This is a genomic window from Nocardioides sp. Z21_20, assembly GCF_059766585.1.
The window spans coordinates 178,190-199,062 of record NZ_JCBAJX010000001.1 but is presented as its reverse complement, the minus strand read 5'-3'; the positions used below and the strand labels follow the sequence as shown (position 1 = coordinate 199,062).

16 protein-coding genes are annotated in these 20,873 nt (G+C 73.7%); 8 read left to right on the top strand and 8 right to left on the bottom strand.

Annotated elements, in window-relative coordinates:
* Positions 1-232 precede the first annotated feature (232 nt).
* Positions 233-1,231 carry an NAD-dependent epimerase/dehydratase family protein gene (locus AC6EH9_RS01075; RefSeq protein ID WP_498419724.1) on the bottom strand — a complete coding sequence of 333 codons (999 nt, stop codon included), beginning with the start codon at positions 1,229-1,231 and terminating at the stop codon, positions 233-235.
* Here AC6EH9_RS01075 and AC6EH9_RS01070 point away from each other — a divergent pair.
* Complete coding sequence (locus tag AC6EH9_RS01070; protein ID WP_498419722.1) at positions 1,157-1,672, top strand: hypothetical protein; 516 nt, start codon at positions 1,157-1,159, stop codon at positions 1,670-1,672. The two genes, AC6EH9_RS01075 and AC6EH9_RS01070, sit on opposite strands and share 75 nt — an antisense overlap.
* A gap of 22 nt (positions 1,673-1,694) precedes the next feature.
* Here AC6EH9_RS01070 and AC6EH9_RS01065 read toward each other — a convergent pair whose 3' ends face one another.
* Positions 1,695-3,173, bottom strand: a complete 1,479-nt coding sequence (locus AC6EH9_RS01065) for a M1 family metallopeptidase (RefSeq protein ID WP_498419720.1) — start codon at positions 3,171-3,173, stop codon at positions 1,695-1,697.
* A gap of 83 nt (positions 3,174-3,256) precedes the next feature.
* Between AC6EH9_RS01065 and AC6EH9_RS01060 the strand changes: the two genes are divergently transcribed.
* The gene (locus AC6EH9_RS01060) at positions 3,257-4,777 is read left to right on the top strand and encodes an amidohydrolase (RefSeq protein ID WP_498419718.1); all 1,521 of its coding nucleotides are present in this window, start codon (positions 3,257-3,259) and stop codon (positions 4,775-4,777) included.
* A 60-nt stretch (positions 4,778-4,837) separates the two neighbouring features.
* On the opposite strand, the gene AC6EH9_RS01055 is transcribed toward AC6EH9_RS01060, so the two are convergent.
* Positions 4,838-5,752, bottom strand: a complete 915-nt coding sequence (locus AC6EH9_RS01055; protein ID WP_498419716.1) for an SGNH/GDSL hydrolase family protein — start codon at positions 5,750-5,752, stop codon at positions 4,838-4,840.
* Between the two features lie 24 nt (positions 5,753-5,776).
* Positions 5,777-6,973, bottom strand: a complete 1,197-nt coding sequence (locus AC6EH9_RS01050; protein ID WP_498419714.1) for a PucR family transcriptional regulator — start codon at positions 6,971-6,973, stop codon at positions 5,777-5,779.
* Between the two features lie 120 nt (positions 6,974-7,093).
* Between AC6EH9_RS01050 and AC6EH9_RS01045 the strand changes: the two genes are divergently transcribed.
* The 4 genes from AC6EH9_RS01045 (at position 7,094) to AC6EH9_RS01030 (ending at position 12,934) form a co-directional block, all read left to right on the top strand.
* Entirely contained in the window at positions 7,094-8,236 is a 1,143-nt protein-coding gene (locus AC6EH9_RS01045; protein WP_498419712.1) for a ferredoxin reductase, read from the top strand.
* A gap of 61 nt (positions 8,237-8,297) precedes the next feature.
* Positions 8,298-9,539 (top strand): fatty acid desaturase family protein, encoded by a 1,242-nt coding sequence (locus AC6EH9_RS01040; RefSeq protein WP_498419710.1) that lies wholly within the window; start codon positions 8,298-8,300, stop codon positions 9,537-9,539.
* 75 nt (positions 9,540-9,614) lie between these two features.
* Positions 9,615-11,489: a Na+/H+ antiporter gene (locus tag AC6EH9_RS01035; RefSeq protein ID WP_498419708.1), complete on the top strand. Its 1,875-nt coding sequence runs from the start codon at positions 9,615-9,617 to the stop codon at positions 11,487-11,489.
* Positions 11,490-11,794: 305 nt separating this feature from the next.
* Positions 11,795-12,934: a serine hydrolase domain-containing protein gene (locus tag AC6EH9_RS01030; RefSeq protein WP_498419706.1), complete on the top strand. Its 1,140-nt coding sequence runs from the start codon at positions 11,795-11,797 to the stop codon at positions 12,932-12,934.
* 3 nt (positions 12,935-12,937) lie between these two features.
* Here AC6EH9_RS01030 and AC6EH9_RS01025 read toward each other — a convergent pair whose 3' ends face one another.
* The 3 genes from AC6EH9_RS01025 to AC6EH9_RS01015 all read right to left on the bottom strand — a co-directional run bounded on the left by AC6EH9_RS01025 (position 12,938) and on the right by AC6EH9_RS01015 (position 15,052).
* The gene (locus AC6EH9_RS01025) at positions 12,938-13,873 is read right to left on the bottom strand and encodes an oxidoreductase (RefSeq protein WP_498419704.1); all 936 of its coding nucleotides are present in this window, start codon (positions 13,871-13,873) and stop codon (positions 12,938-12,940) included.
* The gene (locus tag AC6EH9_RS01020; RefSeq protein WP_498419702.1) at positions 13,870-14,709 is read right to left on the bottom strand and encodes a maleylpyruvate isomerase family mycothiol-dependent enzyme; all 840 of its coding nucleotides are present in this window, start codon (positions 14,707-14,709) and stop codon (positions 13,870-13,872) included. The genes AC6EH9_RS01025 and AC6EH9_RS01020 overlap by 4 nt, the downstream gene beginning before the upstream one ends.
* Before the next feature lie 70 nt (positions 14,710-14,779).
* Positions 14,780-15,052: a hypothetical protein gene (locus AC6EH9_RS01015; protein WP_498419700.1), complete on the bottom strand. Its 273-nt coding sequence runs from the start codon at positions 15,050-15,052 to the stop codon at positions 14,780-14,782.
* A 135-nt stretch (positions 15,053-15,187) separates the two neighbouring features.
* Here AC6EH9_RS01015 and AC6EH9_RS01010 point away from each other — a divergent pair, with 135 nt between their 5' ends.
* On the top strand, positions 15,188-16,975 hold the full coding sequence (locus AC6EH9_RS01010) for an NHL domain-containing thioredoxin family protein (RefSeq protein ID WP_498419698.1): 1,788 nt from the start codon (positions 15,188-15,190) through the stop codon (positions 16,973-16,975).
* 311 nt (positions 16,976-17,286) lie between these two features.
* Complete coding sequence (locus tag AC6EH9_RS01005) at positions 17,287-18,660, top strand: DEAD/DEAH box helicase (RefSeq protein ID WP_498419696.1); 1,374 nt, start codon at positions 17,287-17,289, stop codon at positions 18,658-18,660.
* Between the two features lie 304 nt (positions 18,661-18,964).
* Here the strand turns inward: AC6EH9_RS01005 and AC6EH9_RS01000 are convergent, their stop codons facing one another.
* Complete coding sequence (locus AC6EH9_RS01000; protein WP_498419694.1) at positions 18,965-20,839, bottom strand: acyl-CoA dehydrogenase; 1,875 nt, start codon at positions 20,837-20,839, stop codon at positions 18,965-18,967.
* Positions 20,840-20,873: the final 34 nt, after the last annotated feature.

Here is a 20,873-nt window from a genome sequence, read left to right as displayed (position 1 = left end):
GTCGGCGGGTGCGCGGTGCGGGTTTCACGAGTTACCTCGTGAAACCCGTACTTCCCACATGAAGGAACACGTGGGAAGTACGGGTTTCGTGTGGTCAGTTCCCGGCCTCGCGCACCTAGTGCCACGCAGGTCCCAGGGGTCCCGTGGGGCGCAGATTTCACGAGTTAACGTGTGAAAGCCTCACCACGCCTCACCAAGCCTCACCACGCCTCACGCACGCCTCACGCACGCCTCACCACCTCGCCCACGCCGCCAGCAGCTCGGCCTCCTCGCTCCGGGTCAGCCCGGCGACGGGCGCGTCGGGGGTACGGCGCAGCCAGGCGAGGGTGTCGCGGGCGATGTCGGCGACCGGGCGGGAGACCAGGCCGGACTCCGCGGCCGGGGCCGGGTCGTGGGCGAGCATCCCGGCGTACTCCGGCAACGGCAGCCACAGCGGCAGCGAGCGCGGCCCCGCCCACGGCTCCACGTGCTGGGCGAGCAGGAACTCCTGGGACGCCCAGGTCGGGGTGGCCTCGACCCCGACGCCGGCGGCGACCTGCGCGAGCAGCTCGGCGCGGGTCAGCTGCGGGCCGACGGCGTCGACGAGCCCGGTGGTATGACGCGCGGCGGCGTCGACGATCCAGCCGGCGAGGTCGTGCACGTCGACGATCTGGACGACGTCGTCGGGCGAGCCGGGAGCGAGCACCTCCGGGTGCGCCCCGACGTCGGCCAGCCGGGCCGGCCAGTAGCTGAACCGGCCCGAGGGATCACCGGGGCCGCTGACCAGGCCCGGGCGGACGATCAACGACGAGGCGGCGCCGGCGAGCACCGCGCGCTCGCAGGCGACCTTGGCCGCGCCGTACCGCTCGGGGGAGGTCATCGCGTCCTCGTCGGCGGCCAGGTCGATCGGGTCCAGCAGCGGGGTGAGGCCGGGTCGTCCGTTCGGGGTCGCGTGGTCGGCGTAGGCGCTGATCGAGGAGACGAACACCCAGTGCGCCCGCGGCAGCGCGGCCACCGCCGCACGCACCCAGGCCGGGTTGCGGGCGACGTCGACGACCGCGTCGACCTCGCCGATTGCCGCGAGCGCCGACGCGTCGTCGCGGACCCGGTCGAGGGCGACGTGCCGCACCCCCTCCGGCAGCGCGCCGGAGCTGCCCCGGCAGGCCGCGACCACGTCGTGACCGCGCTGTACGGCGGCGGCCGCGACGGCGCGGGAGAGGAAGACGGTGCCGCCCAGGACCAGGAGTCGCATGGCTCCAGACAACCGCGCCCCGGCGCCCCCGGCAAGCTCGACGGGCCGCTGCCCGACGACATCCGTCCCGCCGACGCCATCGAGGGCAACAAGACCCGCTACGAGCTGGTCGTCGGGCTCGCCCGCCGGGAGAACCTCACCGTGCGCGAGCTGCTGCTGCGCCTGGGCAGCGGCCGCGGCCACCGCAGCTTCGTGGGCACCCCCGAGCAGGTGGCCGACACCATCGAGCAGTGGTTCACCGGCGGTGCGGCCGACGGGTTCAACGTGATGCCGCCGGCGCTGCCGGTCGGCCTCGAGGTGTTCGTCGACCACGTCGTGCCGATCTTGCAGCAGCGCGGGCTGTTCCGCCGCGATTACGCCGGGCGCACGCTGCGCGAGCACTACGGCCTGCCGGTGCCGGCCAGCGGGGCCCGCTCCGCGCCGTACGCCACGGCCGGTTGAGGAGCCGGAGCGGGCGCCGCGCTCAGGAGCCCCGCGGCGCCCGCTCGTCGAGCAGCCAGGCGTCGAAGAACGAGGTGAGCTCCTCGCCGGTCTCCTCCTCGATCCAGGCCAGGTAGTCCGCGCGGGTGGCCTGGGCGTTGTCCCGCTCACGCGGCCAGGCCCGCACCATCGCCCAGAACGCCTCGTCGCCGAGCCGGCCGCGCAGCTCGTGCCACATCAGGGCGGGGGAGTAGTAGACGTTGCTGGCCCCGAACGCGTCGCGGTCGAAGTCGCCCGGCGGCCCGGCCTCCTCACGCAACCCGGGCTCCAGCGCCGCCCACTCGTCCATCACCGCGTCCACCGGGCGGCCCTCCTCCTCGGCCTCCCAGAGGCCCTGCAGGTAGGTCGCCATGCCCTCGTTCATCCACAGGTCGCGCCAGTCGGCGGGGGTGACCTGGTTGCCGTACCACTGGTGCACCACCTCGTGGACGAGCACCGCGGTGGACAGCGCGTAGTCGGTGTTGCCCAGCGTGATCAGCGTCTGCGTCTCCATCGCGCTCGCGGCGTCCACCACGACCGCGCCGAGCGAGGAGAACGGGTAGGGCCCGAGCCGCTCCTCGACCCAGTCCAGCACCCGGGCGGTGTGCTGGACCGCCGCGCGGGCCGCGACGTCGTCGCGCGGGGTCCAGTAGGTCAGCGGCACCCCGCCCGCGGAGGTGGCCGAGGTCGCCGCCAGGTCGCCGATGGCCAGCGTCACCACGTACGACGCGGCCGGCTCGTCGAGCTGCCAGCCGGTCCTGGTGCGCCCCGCGGACTCCTCCCAGCCGGTCAGCAGCCCGTTGCTGACGCCCACCCACGGCGTGTCGACGGTGACCTCGACGTCGTAGAACGCCTCATCGGAGGGGTGGTCGTTGACCGGGTACCAGGTGTAGGCCCCGAAGGGCTCCTGCATCGTCCACACCTCGCCGGCGGGCGTGGTCCGCCAGCCCACCTGGGCGGAGTCGGTGCGGCGGGTCGGGGCGCGCACCGGGCGCGGGGAGCCGGAGTAGGACACCTGCACCAGGTAGCGCCGGTCGCGGGAGACCGGGGCCAGCACCCGCAGGTCCTTGCCGTCGTGGCGGTGCGCGACAGCCACGCCGTCGACCTCGACCGAGGCCACCTCCAGCGCCTCGCCGAGGTCGAGGCGGAACGACGCGGCGTCCGTGGTCGCCCGGAACCGCACCCGCGCCACCGCGTCGAGGGTGCGTGTGGCGCGGGTCCAGTCGAGGCTCAGGTCGTAGTGCAGGGCGTCCACGACAGGGTCGCCGACCTCGGGGTAGAGGCTGTCCTCGCGCGGCTCGTCCTCGGCCAGCGCGAGGTCGGGGGCGCGGGCCGGGTGCAGGGCCGGGCCCGCGTCGCTGCGCGGCTCGTCCCCGGCGCGCTGGTCCCCGCGGCTGAGCACGACGCCGCTCACGCCGAGCAGCACGACGACGCTCAGGGCGAGCCCGGACGCCGCGACGACGCTCCGTGCCCGCCTGGTCATCCCCGCGCCCTCGCCGTCATGGCGACACGGTAGCGGCCGGGCCGGGGTGGGGCGGGGACGGCGACGCGCCTAGCGTTAGCCCCATGACGAGCTTCCTGCTGCGCCAGGCCCGGCTGGTGCCGATTGGCGCCGTGGCTGTCCCCGACGCCCCCGTCGACGTGCTCGTCGAGGACGGCACGGTGCGCGCGGTCGGCCCGCAGCTGCCGCGTCCGGCCGGCCTGGAGGAGGTCGACGCCGGCGGGCGCTGGCTGATCCCGGGCCTGTGGGACGCCCACGTCCACCTCGGCCAGTGGACGCTGGCCTCGCAGCGCCTCGACCTCGCCCGGACCCGCTCGCCCGAGGACGCCACCCGGATGGTGGCGCGCCGGGTCGCGGAGTACCCCGGCCAGCCGGTGATCGGCTGGGGGCATCGCTCCGGCGGCTGGGAGCGGGAGGTCACCGTCTCCGAGCTCGACGCCGTCTCCGGCGACAGCGCGGTCGTGCTGATCAGCGGCGACGGGCACCACGCCTGGCTCAACACGACCGCGCTGATGCACCTCGCGCTGCCGGTGCGGGACTCGGTGGTGCGCGAGGCGGAGTGGTTCGCGGTCTATCCCCGGCTGGCCACGCTGGTCGGCAACGACGGCACCTCGCCGCAGGCCTACCGCCGTACCCTCGACGCGGCCGCAGCGATCGGGGTGACCGGTCTGGTGGACTTCGAGTTCAGCGGGGGGCCGCTGGAGTGGGCCGAGCGCTGGGGGCAGGACTGCGACCCGCTGCGGGTCCGGGTGGCCGCCTACGCCGACACCCTGGACGCGGTCATCGCGGCCGGGTTGCGCACCGGCGACACCCTCCCCGGCTGCGACGACCGGGCGACGATGGGCCCGCTGAAGATCATCTCCGACGGCTCGCTGAACACCCGGACGGCGTGGTGCTGCCAGCCCTACGCCGACGCGCACCGCCTGGAGTACCCCTGCGGGCAGCCCAACGTCTCGCCCGAGGAGCTGCGCGGGCTGCTGTCCCGGGCGCACGCAGCCGGCATCGAGGTCGCCACCCACGCGATCGGGGACGCCGCCGTCGCCGAGGCGCTGGCGGCGTACGGCGACACCGGCGCGCGCGGCTCGATCGAGCACGCCCAGATGGTGGGCCGCGACGACGTACGGCGGATGGCCGAGCTGGGCGTGCGTGCCAGCATCCAGCCCGCGCACCTGCTCGACGACCGCGACCTGACCGAGAAGATCTGGCAGGAGCGCTCCGCGCGGTGCTTCGCGTTCCGCTGGATGCTCGACGACGGCGTCACGCTGGCGATGGGCTCCGACGCGCCGGTCTCGCCGCTGGACCCGTGGCTGGCGATGGCGGCCGCGGTGCACCGCAGCGCCGACGAGCGCGACGCCTGGCACCCCGAGCACGCGCTCAGCGCCGCCGAGGCGCTCGCCGCCTCGGTCGACGGTCAGCCCACCGTCCAGCCCGGCTCGCGCGGCGACCTGGCGCTGCTCGACGCCGACCCGCTCGAGGCCGGGGACGACGGGGGCCCCGAGGGCGCCGAGCGCGCCGCCGCCCGACTGCGGCACATGTCGGTCGCCGCCACCTGGGTCGCCGGGATCAACGTGCACAGCACCCTGTGACCCGCCGCCTCGGCGGCAGCGGCGCCGGGGTGGGCGGGAGCCTCAGAGCGGTCAGGGTCCTCAGAGCAGGTCGAGGATGAGGTCGGCCACGGCCTGCTGCTGCACGGCGTAGGGGTGGAACGCCAGCGCGCGGGTGGGGTCGCTCTCGACCCCGGCGACCCACGGCGTCTCGGCGCAGACGTCGTGGCCCTCGCTGGCCGCCCAGACGTCGACGTGGTCGACGCCGGCGTCCCGCGCGGCGCCCGCGACCGTCTCGGCGAGGCGCTCGTTGACCCGGCGGGCGTAGGCGTAGTCGCCCTCGGCGAGCGGCAGCAGCCGCGGACAGGTGCCCGACTCCGGGACGATCTGGGGGTAGCCCACCAGCAGCACCCGGGCCTCGGGCGCCCGCCGCCGGATCTCCTGGACGCCCGCCGCGAGCCGGCCGCGGATCTCGGCCATCGCGCTCAGCAGCGGGTCCCGGCCGCCGGCTTCCCGGGTGAGCGTCTGCGCGCACGGCGTGCCGTCCGGGTCGACGTCGCGCAGCGAGGTGCACCGGCCGACCAGCGTCGTGAAGACGGCGAAGTCGTTGCCGCCCATCCCGAGCGTGACCAGGTCGGTTCCTGCGTCGACGGCGTCGAGCTGAGCGGGCGCCGCGCCGCCGAGCAGCGGCTGCGGGGCCAGCAGGTGGGTGGTGTCGGCGCCGCTGCAGCTGCGGTCCTCGAACGAGGGCACCTCGAGCTCGGCCGCCACCAGCTGGGGGTAGTTCCCGGTGGAGCGCAGGCATCCGCTGAGCTCGGTGGTCGGCACGAACGGCGCGGCGGTGTAGGAGTCGCCCAGCGCGACGTACGCGTCGTACTCGGGGGCGGCCTCGGCGGGCGACGCCTCGGCGCCGGCGGCCGGGCTCGGCTCCGCCTGTGGGCCGTCCCCGCCCTGGCCGCAGGCGCCCAGCGCCGCCGCCAGGACGAGGGCAGCCAGCAGCCGGCTCGTGCGCTCCATGCCCCGACCGTACGACGCGCCCCCTCAGGCCAGGGCGAGGGTCAGCTCCAGCAGCGTGCGCGGGTCCTCGAGCCGCTCGCCGTACAGCTCGCGCAGCTGCCCGACCCGGTAGCGGACGGTCTGGGGGTGAACGAACAGCTCGGCGGCGATCTCCTCGCGGCGGCCCTGGTGCAGCAGCCACGAGCGCAGCGTGTCGGCGAGCTTCTCCGCGGTCGCCGGCCGCAGCCCCTCCAGCGGGGCCAGGGCGCGGGCGCGCAGGTCGGCGCGCAGCGCGGGGTCGGCGGCCAGTAGCAGCTCGGGCAGGTGGTCGTCGGTGTCGACGGCGTCGGGGCCGGTGATGCCGAGCTCGACCGTGCCCACGGCCCGGGTGTAGGAGGCCCGCACCGACGTCCAGGGGCGCGCCGGGCCGACCACCGCCCGGCTCCCGGCCAGGGCGCGCAGCAGGGCGCCGCGACGCCGGCCGTGGGCGTCGGGGACCAGCAGCAGGATCCGGTCGCCGAGCCCCGGCAGGTCCTCGCCGGTCTGCAGCGTCGCCGGGTCCAGCGCGGGCAGGGTGGCGCGCAGCTGGTCCTCGGGCACCAGCACCACGGTCAGCGTCTCCGGCGGCACCCACTCGGTCCGCTCGGCGGCGGCGTGCAGGGCGTCGGCGGGGGCCTCGTCGACCAGCAGCCGGACCAGCCGGTCGACCATCCGCTGGCGCAGCCGGCCCGAGGAGGCCAGCTCGTCGGTGTGGCCGGCGGCGCTCGCGGCGGAGAGCTCGTCGATGTAGGCGAAGACGAGCTCGGCGAAGTCGGCCACGGTCTCCGCGCCGATCCCCGCACGCACCGCCGTCCCCGACATCTCGCGCCACGACACCCGGGCGCCGATCCGGTAGGCGGCCAGCAGCGCCTCCATCGAGCGCCCGGAGCGGGCCTCGCCCCGGCCGAGCTGGTAGGCGCCCTCGACGGCCGGGGCGGCCGGGGTCCGGGGGTCGGCTCCGTGACGCCCCGAGGCCAGGGAGATGAAGCCGCCCAGTGCCAGCTGGACCGCGTTGCGGATGGTGGAGCCCATGTCCCCGCTCAACGCGCCGGCGTAGCTGGGCACCTCGGAGATGATGGCCTCGACGGCGCGGTCGGCGACCGCGGGCAGGCTCGCGCGCATCTCCTCGATGGCCGCGACGCCGAACCGGGAGACCCGGCCGACGGCAGGGCCGGAAGTGTGACGGGCACCATGCTCGGTCAAGGTTAGGACTCCCCGCGACCTGGAAACTCTCGGAAGATTGTTCGGATCGAACAAGGCAGTCCGATCGGTTCACGCGAATTGGTCAGGACTTTACACCCGGCGATGCAGGAGAGTGAACCCATGAGTCTTGCCGTCCCCCTCCGTCGCGCCCCGCTGGGGCTGCCGCGCGGCCTGCGCGACGGGTTGCGCCGCGTCGCCGATGCCGCGGTCACGCCGCTGGAGCTCGACGACGTCCTCGACGTCTTCCACCCGTTGCGCGCGGGCGCCCCGCTGCGCGGGCGGATCGTCGAGGTCCGCCCGGAGACGTCCTCGTCGGCGACCCTGGTGATCAAGCCGGGCAAGGACTGGGCCGGCCACGTGCCCGGCCAGTACGTCCGCGTCGGCGCCGAGGTGGACGGGATCCGGCTGTGGCGCACCTACTCGCTGACCCACGGCCCGCGTCCGGACGGCTGCATCAGCATCACCGTCAAGGCGATCCCCGACGGCGTGGTCTCCACCTATCTCGTGCACCGCGCCCGGGCCGGGCAGATGCTGCAGCTGGACCAGGCGCAGGGCGACTTCGTGCTGGCCGACCCGCTGCCCGCGAAGCTGCTGCTGGTCACCGCCGGCTCGGGCATCACCCCGGTGATCGGGATGCTGCGCAACCTCTTCTCCCGGGCGGTCCCCGCCGCGGGAGGCGCCGCGCACCCCGACCAGATCGTGCTGCTGCACTCCGCGCTGACGCGTGCGGAGGTGATCTTCGGTGACGAGCTGCGCCGCTACGCCGCCGAGGGGCGCCTGCGCCTGGTCGAGCTGCACACCGACGTGGACGGGATGCTCGACGTCGCCGACCTCGACACCATCGTGCCCGACCTCGCCGAGCGCACGACGTACGCCTGCGGGCCGGTCGGTCTGCTCGACGCGCTGGAGGCGCACCACGGCGAGCGCGGCCTGCCGCTGCACCTGGAGCGCTTCCGCCCGGTGGTCGTCACCCCCACCGACGGCGAGGGCGGAGGCACGCTCACCTTCGCCGACGGCACCACCCTCGAGGCCGACGCCACCACGCCGATCCTCGACGCCGCCGAGAGCGCCGGCGTGCTGATGCCCAGCGGCTGCCGGATGGGCATCTGCATGGGCTGCGTGCTGCCGATGAAGGAGGGCGCCGTGCGCGACCTGCGCAACGGCGCGCTGACCGTCGCCGTCCCCGGCGAGACCGACCCCGGGGGCGTGCCCATCCAGACCTGCATCAGCGCCGCCGCCGGCGACTGCCAGATCAACCACTGACCCCCCTGACCCCTCTGCCCCCCGCCCCACCGCCCGCTCCCGCGAACGGAAAGGACATCCGATGACCGTGATGACCAAGAAGCCCGAGAACCCCACCGCCCACCTCAGCGAGGCGGACATCGAGGAGATCGGCCGCCGGCTCGACGCGATCCGCCAGGAGATCCTCGACGCCCGCGGCGAGAGCGACGCGGCGTACATCCGCAAGGTCGTCGACGTGCAGCGCAAGCTCGAGCTCGGCAGCCGTGCGGTGCTGCTCGCCTCGTCCTTCCCGCCCGCGCTGATCGCCGGCACGATCGGGCTCAGCGTCGCCAAGATCCTCGAGAACATGGAGATCGGGCACAACGTCATGCACGGCCAGTGGGACTGGATGCGTGACCCGAAGATCCACTCCACGACCTGGGAGTGGGACAACGCCTCCACCGCCGAGGGCTGGAAGCACTCGCACAACGAGATCCACCACACCTACACCAACATCGTCGGCAAGGACAACGACCTCGGCTACGGCATCATGCGCGTCGACGAGGACCAGCGCTGGCACCCGATGTACCTCGGCCAGCCGCTGTGGAACTTCATCAACGCCTGCTTCTTCGAGTACGGCATCGCCGCCTACGACCTCGAGCTCGGCAAGAACCTGAGCATCCCCAAGGAGAAGCGCAGCGAGACGTTCAAGCGCAACGCCAAGAACACGCTGCGCAAGATCCGCCAGCAGGCCACCAAGGACTACGTGGTGCACCCGGCGCTGTCGATCCCGACCGGCTCGTTCCTGCCGACGCTGGCCGCGAACTTCACCGCCAACCTGGTGCGCAACCTGTGGTCGCACTCGGTGATCATGTGCGGGCACTTCCCCGAGGGCGTGGAGACCTTCGAGAAGAAGTCGATCCCCGCCGACGAGACCCGCGGCCAGTGGTACCTGCGTCAGATGCTCGGCTCGGCCAACATCTCCGGGTCCAAGGCCATGCACCTGATGACCGGCAACCTCTCCCACCAGATCGAGCACCACCTCTTCCCCGACCTGCCCAGCAACCGCTACGCCGAGGTGGCGCCGAAGGTGCGCGCGATCTTCGACGAGTACGGCCTGAACTACCACGAGGCGCCGCTGGTCAACCAGGTCGCGTCGGCCTGGCACAAGGTGGTCCGGCTCTCGCTGCCCAACGGCTGGCTGGCCGAGACCAAGCCGGCCAACGCCACCAAGCAGCTCGCCAAGCTCTACAAGATGACCACCGGCGGGCCCAAGGTCCGTCGTGCCCTGGACGCGCGCTCGCGCCAGGAGGCGCGTCGCGCGGAGCAGCAGACCGCCGCCTGACCTCGCTCGGCTGACCGGCTCCGCGGCCCCTCACGGGGGCGCGGAGCCGGTCCTGCGTGGCCGGGCGGGGGCAGGATGGTCGATGTGGAGATCGCCTTCGTCCTCGTCGCCCTGGCCCTGGGCGTGCTCCTGGGCGCGGGTCTCGCCCGGCGCCTGGACGTGCCGGCGCCGCTGCTGCTGATCGCCGGCGGCATCGCCGCGTCGTACGTCCCGGGCGTGCCGGAGCTGCACCTGAGCCACGACGTGGTGCTGCTCGGCCTGCTGCCGCCGCTGCTCTACGCGGCCGCGCTGCAGACGTCCCTGGTGGACTTCAAGGCCAACCGCCGCCCGATCCTGCTGCTCTCGGTCGGCCTGGTCGTCTTCACCACGTTCGGCGTCGGCGTCGTGGTGCACGCGCTGCTGCCGGGGGTCTCGTGGCCGGTGGCGCTGGCGCTGGGCGCCGTGGTCGCGCCGCCGGACGCCGTGGCGGCGACCGCCATCGGCCGCCGGATCGGGCTGCCCCGGCGCGTGGTGACCATCCTGGAGGGCGAGTCGCTGCTCAACGACGCCACCGCCCTGGTCGCGCTGCGCACCGCCATAGCCGTCGCCGCCGGGGGCGTGGAGCTGTGGGAGGTCGGCGTCGAGTTCCTCATCGCCGCCGGCGGTGGGCTGCTGATCGGCGTGCTGGTCTACCTCCTCGTCGCGCGGGTACGCCGCGGGCTCGAGGACGCGCTGCTGGACGGGGCGATCTCGCTGGTGACCCCGTTCGCGGCGTACCTCGTCGCGGAGCGGGTGGAGGCCTCCGGGGTGATCGCGGTGGTGATCGCCGGGTTGCTGCTGGGGCACAACGCCCCGGTGCTGCAGACGGCGCAGTCCCGGATCATCGAGCGGGTCACCTGGCGCACGATCGCCTTCGTGCTGGAGAACACCGTGTTCCTGCTGATCGGGCTGCAGGCGAGGTGGATCCTCGAGGACGTCGGCGCCAGCGACCTCGGCGCGGGGCGCATCGCGCTGCTGTGCGCGGCCACCCTCGCCGCCGTGGTGGTGCTGCGGATGGTGTGGGTCTGTGCGGCCCGCTACGCCCTCGAGCGTGGCGGCGGAGCCCATCCGCCGTGGACCCAGACCTTCCTGCTCGGCTGGGCCGGGATGCGCGGAGTGGTGACGCTGGCCGCGGCGTTCGTGATCCCCGGCGACACCGAGCACCGCGAGATCCTGCTGCTGGTCGCCTTCACCGTGGTGGCCGGCACGCTGTTCGGCCAGGGCAGCACCCTGGCCTGGCTGGCCCGCCGGCTGCGGGTGCCCGCGCCCGACCCGATGGAGGACGCCCTGGCCCGGGCGACGGTGCTGCAGCAGGCCGGCCAGGCGGGACTGGCCCGCCTCGACGAGCTGGCCGTCGAGGACCCCCACGGCGTCGGCGAGCTGATCCGGCAGCGCGTCGACCAGCGCAACTTCGCGGCCTGGGAGCGGCTGTCCACGAAGCCGGGGGAGGAGAGCCCCAGTGCGCTCTACGCGCGGGTGCGCCTGGAGATGATCCAGGCCGAGCGGCGACGGGTGCTGGAGGTGCGCGACGTCGGGCAGACCCCGGCCGAGGTGATCGACGACGTGCTGGCGATGCTCGACGTCGAGGAGTCCACCCTCGACTCCACCCAGCCCGAGCACGAGGACCTGCGGCTCGCCGGCAGGGACAGCGGACGCCTGGTCCCCGCCGCCGCGGGGGAGAGCTGCGCGGACCTGCGGGCGCACCCGGCGATCGAGACCGTGGCGGAGCCCTTCTGCCAGCGCTGCCTGGACGAGGGGACGGTGTGGGTCGCGCTGCGCCAGTGCCTGACCTGCGCTCACGTCGGGTGCTGCGACTCCTCCTCGGGACAGCACGCCACCGCCCACTTCCACGAGAGCGGACACCCGGTGGTGCAGTCGGCCGAGCCCGACGAGGACTGGCGCTGGTGCTACGTCCACCACCTCACCGCCTGACCCCGGCCGCGGCGCGCCGCGCCGTACGCCCCGCCCGCCGCGCGCCCCGCGCCGTACGACCAGCTGTAACGCGGGGTTATGCCATCCACCACAGCGCTCTAACGCTGTGGTGGTGGTGATAACCCCGCGTTACAGCCGGAGGGGTACGGCGCGGCGCGGCGCGCGGCGCGCGTGGCGCGCGGCGCGTACGGCGGGCGCGGGCCCGTGGGGATGTTGGGCGCTGCGCCCATGGTGGCCGGGGAGCGGTGCGGCCTAGGGTCGCGCCAGGTGGCGGCGCGGCGCCGCTTCGCGAGGAGGGTGTGGCCATGGCCGAGGTGCACGGCAGGACCGACGCCCGGTTCGAGCCGGTGCGCGACGAGTTCGCCCGCCAGCTGGACTCGGGCAACGAGCTGGGCGCGAGCCTGGTCGTGGACATCGACGGCCACACGGTCCTCGACCTCTGGGGAGGCTTCCGCGACGTCGCCCGGAGCGTCCCCTGGGACGAGCACACGATCACCAACGTCTGGTCGACCACCAAGACCCTGACGGCGCTGGCCGCGCTGATGCTGGTCGACCGCGGCCAGCTGGACCCCTACGCGCCGGTGGCGAAGTACTGGCCGGAGTTCGCCGAGAACGGCAAGGACCTGATCGAGGTCCGCCACCTGCTCAGCCACACCTCCGGGGTCTCCGGCTGGCAGGCGCCGTTCACGGTCGAGGAGATGTACGACTGGGAGGCCTCGACGCGTCGCCTGGCCGGTCAGGCACCGTGGTGGGAGCCGGGCACGGCGTCGGGATACCACGCGCTGAGCCAGGGTCACCTGGTCGGCGAGGTGCTCCGCCGGGTGGACGGTCGACCGCTCAAGACGTTCGTCGCCGAGGAGATCGCCGGCCCGTTGGGGGCCGACTTCCAGATCGGTGCCGCGGAGTCGGACTGGGACCGCATCGCCGCCGTGGTGCCGCCCCCGCCGCTGGAGATCGACTTCTCGGCGATCGACTTGGACGGCCCCGCCTTCAAGACGCTCACCGGCCCGGTCGCCGAGGCGGGCGTGGCCAACACCCCCGGGTGGCGCCGCGCCGACATCGGGGCGGCCAACGGCCACGGCAACGCCCGCTCGGTGGCGCGGATCCTGCGGGCGGTCTCGCTCGGCGGCACCGTGGACGGCGTACGGCTGCTCTCGCCCGACACCCTCGAGCTGATCTTCGACGAGCAGAGCCACGGGCCCGACCTGGTCCTCGGCGTGAACCTGCGCTTCGGCATCGGCTTCGCGCTGCCCGAGACCCAGACCGTGCCCTACGTCTCCCAGGGACGGTCCTGCTACTGGGGCGGCTGGGGCGGCTCGCTGATCGCGATGGATCTCGACGCGCGCACGACCGTGGCGTACGCGATGAACAAGATGGCGCCCGGCATCATCGGCTCGGACCGCTCCGAGGCCTACCTGCGCGCGATCCAGGCCTGCCTGGGCTGAGCCTCACGGCCAGCGCAGCCCGACCGCGTCCTCGCTGAGCTCCCAGAGCCGGCGGGCGGCGTCGGGATCGCGCGAGAGGCGGTTCCCCTCGACGACGCGGGGCCGGCCGCGGCCCTGCTGGAACCCGTCCGGGCCGCAGTAGGTGCCGCCGGGGAGGTCTGCGGTCGCCGCCATCAAGGTGGGCAGCGCGCCGTCGGCCGCCGGCTGGGCGACCGCGCCGATGGTGGCGTTGAGGATCGAGGCGCGGCCTCCGGCGGGGCGGCCGTAGCGGCCGTTGGCGGCCAGGTGGGTGGCCGCGAACCCGGGGTGGGCGGCCAGCGCCCGCACCGGGATGGCGGCCTCGCGGGCGCGCCGATCGAGCTCGGCGGTGAAGAGCAGGTTCGCGAGCTTGCTCTCGGCGTAGGAGACCCAGCGGTGGTAGCGCGGGCGGGGCGTGCGCGGGTCGTCGAGGGGCGCCTGGCGGGCGAGGCGGTGCATCTGCGAGGAGACCGTGACGACGCGGCCGGCGCCGCTGGCCACCAGCTGGGGCAGCAGCAGCCCGGTGAGCAGGAACGGCCCGAAGTGGTTGGTCCCCATCTGCAGCTCGAACCCGTCCCGGGTGCGCTGGTAGTCGGTGCCCATCACGCCGGCGTTGTTGACCAGGACGTCGATCGGCCCGAACGCCTCCGCCCGGGCGGCGGCGCCGCGCACCGCGGACAGGTCGGCGAGGTCCACGACCAGCTGCTCGAGGGCGGCGCCCGGGTGCTCACGCTCGAGCCGGCTCGCGGTCTCGGCCAGGCGCCTCTCGTCGCGGGCGGCGAGCACCACCCGGGCGCCGCGGCGCGCCAGCTCCAGCGCCGTGTGGTGCCCGAGCCCGCTGGTGACCCCGGTGACCAGGATGGTCCGCCCGGCCTGGTCGGGCATGTCCGCGAGCTCCCAGGGCTCGGGTCGCACGCTCACGGGGTCACCGTGAGGGCCGCGACGATGCGCCTGCCGAGGTCGTGGTCCCCCTCGATGGTGACCCGCTCGTCGGCGCCGGCCTGCTCGGGGGTCCGGCGGCCACCGGCGAGCACGATGAACGTCTCGCGGTCCATCTTCAGGCGCACGGTCGGCTCGGCCGGAGCGGAGGCGAGCCGCTCCCCGCGGCCCTGCTCGGTGACCGTGGCGGCGACCGGCTCGCTGCCCTCGACGGCGAGGAGCACCGTCGTACCGGCCGGCGCACGCACCTTCTTGGCCAGTACGAAGCCGATGCTCTCGGCCAGGTAGTCGGCCGTGTGCCGCGCCGCGGACGAGTCGAGGTTGCCCGGCAGCCCGACCGCGCGGCGGATGTCCTGCTCGTGCATCCACAGGTCGAGGGGGCGGTTGCGCAGCAGCGTGTCCACGCTCCAGCCGAGGTCGCCGAACGGCGACTGCGCGGGCGCCGCGGGGTCGGTCGGGGGGGTCGCCAGCAGCTCGGTGCGCCGACGGGTCGCCATCTCCCGGATCTCGTTGATCAGGTCGTCGGGGGTCCGGCCCCGGCGGGCGACGACGCCCTGCTCGGTGAAGGTCCCCATCGCGCTGGTCACGTGGGCGGGCCGCCCCACGTCGACCGGCTCACCGGCGACGCCGTTGAGCAGTGACTCCAGATGGGCGATGTGCGCGGCGACGGCGTGCACGTCCCAGCCGGCCAGGTCGGTCGGCGCGCGCCACTGCTCGGGCGAGAGCTGCTCGAGCAGTCCAGTGAAGTCGTCCACGGCGTCCCACCACACGTCGACGAGGCCGGCCAGGCGCTGGGACTCAGGGGTCGTCTCGCTCATGCGCGACACCCTAGTGGCGGGCACGGACAGCTGGGGAGGCCCGCACGGCGGGTGGCGGCCGCCGTACCCGTCACGGACGCGGGTTGGTGCGCCGCCAGGGCCGGGAGTCGCGGCGGCGACCCATGCCCGCGGCGCAGCGGGGGCACACCACCGCGACCTGGTCCGCGTCACGGCCCGTCTCGGGCTGTGCGTCGCCCCAGTCGACGTGGGAGAAGCGGGCCAGCTGCGAACGATGCAGGGAGAGCCCGCACAGTGTCTGGTTGGTGCCGGGGATCCAGGCGTGGACCTCGCCGGCGGGGGTGCGGAAGCCGTCCGGGTCCGTCCAGGAGCCGGTCGCGGCCACACTTGCTCGAACCGGTGGCGCCATGCGCCCTGGTACCCCGCCGTCCGGGCGCCATGCTCGGCGAGCTGCGCGCGATCCGGGAGCGCCTGGACGCCCTCGAGGAGGGGTCCGCCGCGGGCCGGGGAGAATGACCCCATGAGCACCCGCCCCCGCGTCCGCGCCCCCGAGCTGAGCGGCCGCGGCTGGCTGAACACCGACGGCCCGCTCGCCCTGAGCGACCTGCGCGGGCGGTTCGTGCTGCTGGACTTCTGGACGTTCTGCTGCGTCAACTGCCTGCACGTGATCGACGAGCTGCGCCCGCTGGAGGAGAAGTACGCCGAGGAGCTGGTCGTGGTCGGCGTGCACTCGCCGAAGTTCGCCCACGAGGCCGACCCGGTGGCGCTGGCCCAGGCCGTCGAGCGGTACGGCGTGCATCACCCGGTGCTCGACGACCCCGAGCTCGTCACCTGGCAGGCCTACACCGCGCGGGCGTGGCCGACGCTGGTGCTCGTCGACCCGACCGGATACGTGGTGGCGCACTACGCCGGCGAGGGCCACGTGCACGCGATCGATCGGCTGCTCGGCGAGCTGGTCGCGGAGCACCGCGAGCGCGGCACGCTGCAGCCGGGCGACTCGCCGTACGTCGCGCCGGTGGTGGAGCCGACCGAGCTGCGCTTCCCGGCCAAGGCGGTGCGGCTGCCCGGCGGGCACACGCTGGTCGCCGACGCCGGCCACGACCAGGTGGTCGAGCTGGACGCCGAGGACCGCGTGGTGCGCCGCATCGGCGGTTTCGCGGAGCCCAACGGGCTGTGCCTGCTGCCCGAGGACGTCGCCGCCGAGGTCGGCTACGACGTCGTGGTCGCGGACACCGTGCACCACCAGCTGCGTGGCCTCACCCTCGCCACCGGCGCCGTACGGGTGCTCGCCGGGGACGGGCGGCAGTGGTTCGAGGGCGACGCGACCACGCGCCTGTCGAGCCCCTGGGACGTCGCGTGGTGGCAGGAGCGGGTCTGGGTGGCGATGGCCGGCATCCACCAGCTGTGGACGTTCGACCCGCGCACCGGCTGCGTCGAGGTCGCCGGCGGCACCGCCAACGAGGGGTTGCTCGACGGGCCGCTGCCCGAGGCGTGGTTCGCCCAGACCTCCGGGCTGGCCGCCGACGAGGACCGGCTGTGGTTGGTCGACAGCGAGACGTCCTCGCTGCGCTGGGTCGAGCGCGACCCGGGGCCCGGCGGCGCGCCGCGGGTGCACACCGCGGTCGGCTCGGGCCTGTTCGACTTCGGCTTCCGCGACGGCCCGGCCGCGCAGGCGTTGTTGCAGCATCCGCTCGGGGTGAGCGTGCTGCCCGATCGCACCGTGGCGCTGTGCGACACCTACAACGGCGCGGTGCGCCGCTTCGACCCGGCCAGCGGGGAGGTCTCGACCCTGGCCACCGGACTGGTCGAGCCGAGCGGCGCGTTCGTGGACGGCGAGCACCTGGTGGTCGTGGAGTCCGGCGCCCATGCGCTGACCCGGGTGCCGCTGGGCGCGGCCGCGGTGCCGGTGGACGGCTTCGCGCACTCGACGCAGCGGCCGGTCACCGAGGTCGCGGCCCGACTGGAGCTCGCGGTGGTGTTCACGCCGCCGCCCGGGCAGAAGGTCGACGACCGCTTCGGGCCGCCCTCGCAGCTGCTGGTGAGCGCGACCCCGACGGCGCTGATCCGCGAGGGCGACGGCCGCGGCACCGACCTGACCCGCACCCTGGTCCTGGACCCGGCCGTCGGCGACGGCGTACTGCACGTCGCGGCGCGGGCCGCCTCCTGCGACGTCGTGGCCGACGGAGCCGCCGCCGACGGCGCGGCCTGCCACATGCACCAGCAGGACTGGGGCGTCCCGGTCCGCCTCACTCCCGACGGCGCCGCCACGCTCGCCCTCCCGCTGGGTGGGCGCACCCCCGAGCTGTAACGCGGGGTTATGCGCTCCACCACAGCGAAATGACGCTGTGGCAGTGGACATAACCCCGCGTTACAAGGGGTTGCGGGGCGTGCGGGGATTCGTCGGGCAGGGGGTGGGGTCCGTAGGGTAGGGAGAAGCCAGTGGCCCCTCGATCGAGGAGTGGCCGCTCATTCTCTTTGTTCCCGGTGTGGTGCGCAGCTCTCGATCGCGCGAAGACCAGTCGAGTCGGGTGCCCAGAGACAACGCGTCTCGCAAGGCTCACCGGACCACGCCGTGGCTCCGTCGCGCAGGCGCTTCTCCACGCGAAAGTTCTCCCACGCATGTCTGCGTCCGTAGTTGCTGCACCCTCTTCCTCCCCCGCGCCGGACACCACGGCCGCCAGCACCGCCAGCACCGCCTTCTCCGACCTGCCCGACGCGCTGATCGCCGCGCTCGCCGTGCAGGGCATCACCGCGCCGACCTCGGTTCAGGCCGCGGTGATCCCCGACGCCCGCGCCGGCCACGACCTGCTGGGTCGCGCGCAGACCGGATCGGGCAAGACCCTCGCCTTCGGCCTGCCCGTCCTCGCCCGGCTCGAGGGTGAGCGCAGCCGCCCGAACTTCCCCCGCGCGATCATCGTGGTCCCGACCCGCGAGCTGGCCCAGCAGGTCAGCCGGGCGCTCAACCCGCTGGCCAACTCGCTGAGCCTGAAGATGACCACGGTGTACGGCGGCACGCCCTACGACCGCCAGGTCCGGGCGCTGCGCAACCGCGCCGACATCGTCGTGGCCACCCCGGGCCGTCTCGACGACCTGATCAAGCAGGGCCACTGCAAGCTCGACGACATCCAGATGACCGTCCTCGACGAGGCCGACCACCTGTGCGACCTGGGCTTCTACCCCGCCATCGACAAGCTGGTCTCGATGACGCCGGCCGGCAGCCAGCGGATGCTGCTCTCCGCCACGCTCGACGGCGACGTCGACCGCCTGGTCCGCAAGCACCTGCGCGACCCGAAGGTGCACCAGCTCGACCCCAACTCCGGCGCGGTCACCACGATGACCCACCACACGATGGTCGTCGGCGGCTTCCGCGACAAGGTCGACGCCGCGGTCAAGCTGGTCACGGCCAACGGCCGCACGATCCTCTTCACCCGGACCCGCGACGGTGCCGTCGAGCTGGCCGAGGCGCTCACCGCCGCGGGCGTCGACGCGGTCGACCTGCACGGCAACCTCTCGCAGCGCGTGCGTGAGCGCAACCTGCACAAGTTCTCCTCGGGCAAGGTGCAGGCCGTCGTCGCCACCGACGTCGCCGCGCGCGGCATCCACGTGGACGGCATCGACCTGGTCATCCACTTCGACCAGGCCAACGACCCGAAGGCCTACCTGCACCGCTCGGGCCGTACGGCGCGCGCGGGCAGCAGCGGGTGCGTCATCACGATCTCGACGCCGAAGTTCGTCGACCAGCTGGTGCGCCTGCAGCGCAGCGCCGGCGTCCAGGTGCGTCACCACGACATCCGGACCGCCCCGCAGCCGATGACCGCCGAGGCGCTGGCCGTCTCCGGCGACACCAACGCGCCGCGGCCCTCGTCCTCGTCCTCCTCGCGCCGCCCGGCCCCGGGCGGTCGCCCGCCGTACGCCGGCGGCGCGCGGCGCCCCGAAGGCCGCTCCGGCGGCCGCAACGACTCACGCGGACATGAGCGTCGCCGCTCCTTCTGAGCAGCGAGCTGACGTTGCCCCCCACCAGGGGCCGCCCGGACACGCTCCGGTGACGCGTTGACACCACGAGCCTCCGCCCCTCACGGGGCGGGGGCTCGTTCTCGTTCGGGCCGCAGACGGTCCACGCCGCACCCGGCGCGTCTGCTACCCGCAGGTAACTGGTGGATCGCACGCACCAGGTGCACGGGAACCTCCAGTTACCTGTCGGTCACCTGGGCGCCAACGACAGCAGGGCCGCCCCGACGGGACGGCCCTGCTCGCGGGTTCGGCGCCCGCACGCTCACACGAGCGCTCTCTCAGTCGATCAGAACGCAGCCTCGTCGAGGTCCATCACCGACAGGTCGGTGGCGGCGGCGATGGCGCGCTCGGCGCTGATCTTCGGCAGCAGGCTCTGTGCGAAGAACTGCGCAGCGGCGACCTTGCCCTCGTAGAAGGCCTTGTCCTTGCCGGGGTCACCGGCCAGCTTGGCCAGCGCGACCTCGGCCTGGCGCAGCAGCAGCCAGGCGCAGACCACGTCGCCCAGGGCCATCAGCAGGCGGCTGGTGTTCAGGCCGACCTTGTAGATGTTGCGCGGGTCGCCGCCCTCGGCGCGGGCGTCGGAGGACATCAGGTCGTTGATCATCGCGCCGACGATCGCGTTGGTGTCCTCCAGCGCGGTGGCGAGCAGCGCGCGCTCGGCCTTGAGGCGACCGTTGCCCGCCTCGGAGGCGAGGAACTTCTCGATCTCGCCCGCGATGTGGCCCAGCGCGCGGCCCTGGTCCTTGACGATCTTGCGGAAGAACAGGTCCTGGCCCTGGATCGCCGTGGTGCCCTCGTAGAGGGTGTCGATCTTGGCGTCGCGGACGTACTGCTCGATCGGGTACTCCTGCAGGAAGCCCGACCCGCCGAAGGTCTGCAGCGACTCCGTGCCGAGCAGCACCCACGAGCGCTCCGAGCCGTAGCCCTTGACGATCGGGAGCAGCAGGTCGTTGATCGCCTCGGCGAGCTCGTTGCGCTCGCCCTTGTGCGCGGCGATCTGGACGTCGTCCTGCCAGGTGGCGGTGTAGAGCACCAGCGCCCGCATCGCCTCCGCGAAGGACTTCTGGGTCATCAGCGAACGGCGCACGTCGGGGTGGTGGGTGATCGTGACGCGCGGCGCGGTCTTGTCGGCCGACTGGGTGAGGTCGGCACCCTGGACGCGCTCCTTGGCGTACTCCAGCGCGTTGAGGTAGCCGGTCGACAGGGTCGCGATGGCCTTGGTGCCGACCATCATCCGGGCGTTCTCGATCACGTCGAACATCTGGGCGATGCCGTTGTGGACCTCGCCGAGCAGCCAGCCCTTCGCAGGCTCGCCGCCGCCGACCTGCGGGTCGCCGAAGGTGACCTCGCAGGTGTTGGAGACCTTGATCCCCATCTTGTGCTCCACGTTGGTCACGTAGACGCCGTTGCGCTCGCCGGTCAGCTCGCCGGTCTCCAGGTCGAAGTGGTGCGTGGGCATCCAGAACAGCGAGAGGCCCTTGGTGCCCGGGCCGCCGACGCCCTCGACGCCCTCGGGGCGGGCGAGCACCAGGTGCATGATGTTCTCGCTCATGTCGTGCTCGGCGGAGGTGATGAAGCGCTTCACGCCGGTGATGTTCCAGGTGCCGTCCTCGTTGGGGACGGCCTTGGCGCGGCCCGCGCCGACGTCGGAGCCGGCGTCCGGCTCGGTGAGGACCATCGTGCAGCCCCACTGGCGCTCGACCATGAACTGCGCGACGCGCTTGTCGCGCTCGTTGCCGTTGTCGTACATGACGCCCGCGAACGGCGCGCCGGCGGCGTACATCCACACCGGCGCGTTCGAGCCCAGGATCATCTCGCCCATCGCCCAGTTCAGCGACGAGGGGGCCGGGGTCCCGCCGAGCTCCTCACGGATCTGCAGGCGCCAGAACTCGGCGTCCATCCAGGCGCGGTAGCTCTTCTTGAACGACGCCGGGACCGGAGCCGTGTGGGTCTTGGGGTCGAACACCGGAGGGTTGCGGTCGCTGTCCTCGTAGGAGGCGGCGAGATCCTCGCGGGAGAGCCGCTCGACCTCGGCGAGAACCTCGCGCGCGGTCTCGGCGTCCACCTCCGCGAAGGGACCCTGGCCGAGGATCTCCTCGCGGCCGAACACCTCGAAGAGGTTGAACTCGATGTCGCGCAGGTTGCTCTTGTAGTGGCTCACTGACCCACCTTTTCGCGTCGGGGTACCGGTCACG

What these genes read in the sequence shown, in the direction of transcription:
- AC6EH9_RS01075 (WP_498419724.1), bottom strand. Translation starts at nt 1,231, where the DNA reads ATGCGACTCCTGGTCCTGGGCGGCACCGTCTTCCTCTCCCGCGCCGTC.
- AC6EH9_RS01065 (WP_498419720.1), bottom strand. Translation starts at nt 3,173, where the DNA reads ATGACCAGGCGGGCACGGAGCGTCGTCGCGGCGTCCGGGCTCGCCCTG.
- AC6EH9_RS01020 (WP_498419702.1), bottom strand. Translation starts at nt 14,709, where the DNA reads ATGAGCGAGACGACCCCTGAGTCCCAGCGCCTGGCCGGCCTCGTCGAC.
- AC6EH9_RS01055 (WP_498419716.1), bottom strand. Translation starts at nt 5,752, where the DNA reads ATGGAGCGCACGAGCCGGCTGCTGGCTGCCCTCGTCCTGGCGGCGGCG.
- AC6EH9_RS01035 (WP_498419708.1), top strand. Translation starts at nt 9,615, where the DNA reads ATGGTCGATGTGGAGATCGCCTTCGTCCTCGTCGCCCTGGCCCTGGGC.
- AC6EH9_RS01005 (WP_498419696.1), top strand. Translation starts at nt 17,287, where the DNA reads ATGTCTGCGTCCGTAGTTGCTGCACCCTCTTCCTCCCCCGCGCCGGAC.
- AC6EH9_RS01010 (WP_498419698.1), top strand. Translation starts at nt 15,188, where the DNA reads ATGAGCACCCGCCCCCGCGTCCGCGCCCCCGAGCTGAGCGGCCGCGGC.
- AC6EH9_RS01040 (WP_498419710.1), top strand. Translation starts at nt 8,298, where the DNA reads ATGACCGTGATGACCAAGAAGCCCGAGAACCCCACCGCCCACCTCAGC.
- AC6EH9_RS01030 (WP_498419706.1), top strand. Translation starts at nt 11,795, where the DNA reads ATGGCCGAGGTGCACGGCAGGACCGACGCCCGGTTCGAGCCGGTGCGC.
- AC6EH9_RS01060 (WP_498419718.1), top strand. Translation starts at nt 3,257, where the DNA reads ATGACGAGCTTCCTGCTGCGCCAGGCCCGGCTGGTGCCGATTGGCGCC.
- AC6EH9_RS01045 (WP_498419712.1), top strand. Translation starts at nt 7,094, where the DNA reads ATGAGTCTTGCCGTCCCCCTCCGTCGCGCCCCGCTGGGGCTGCCGCGC.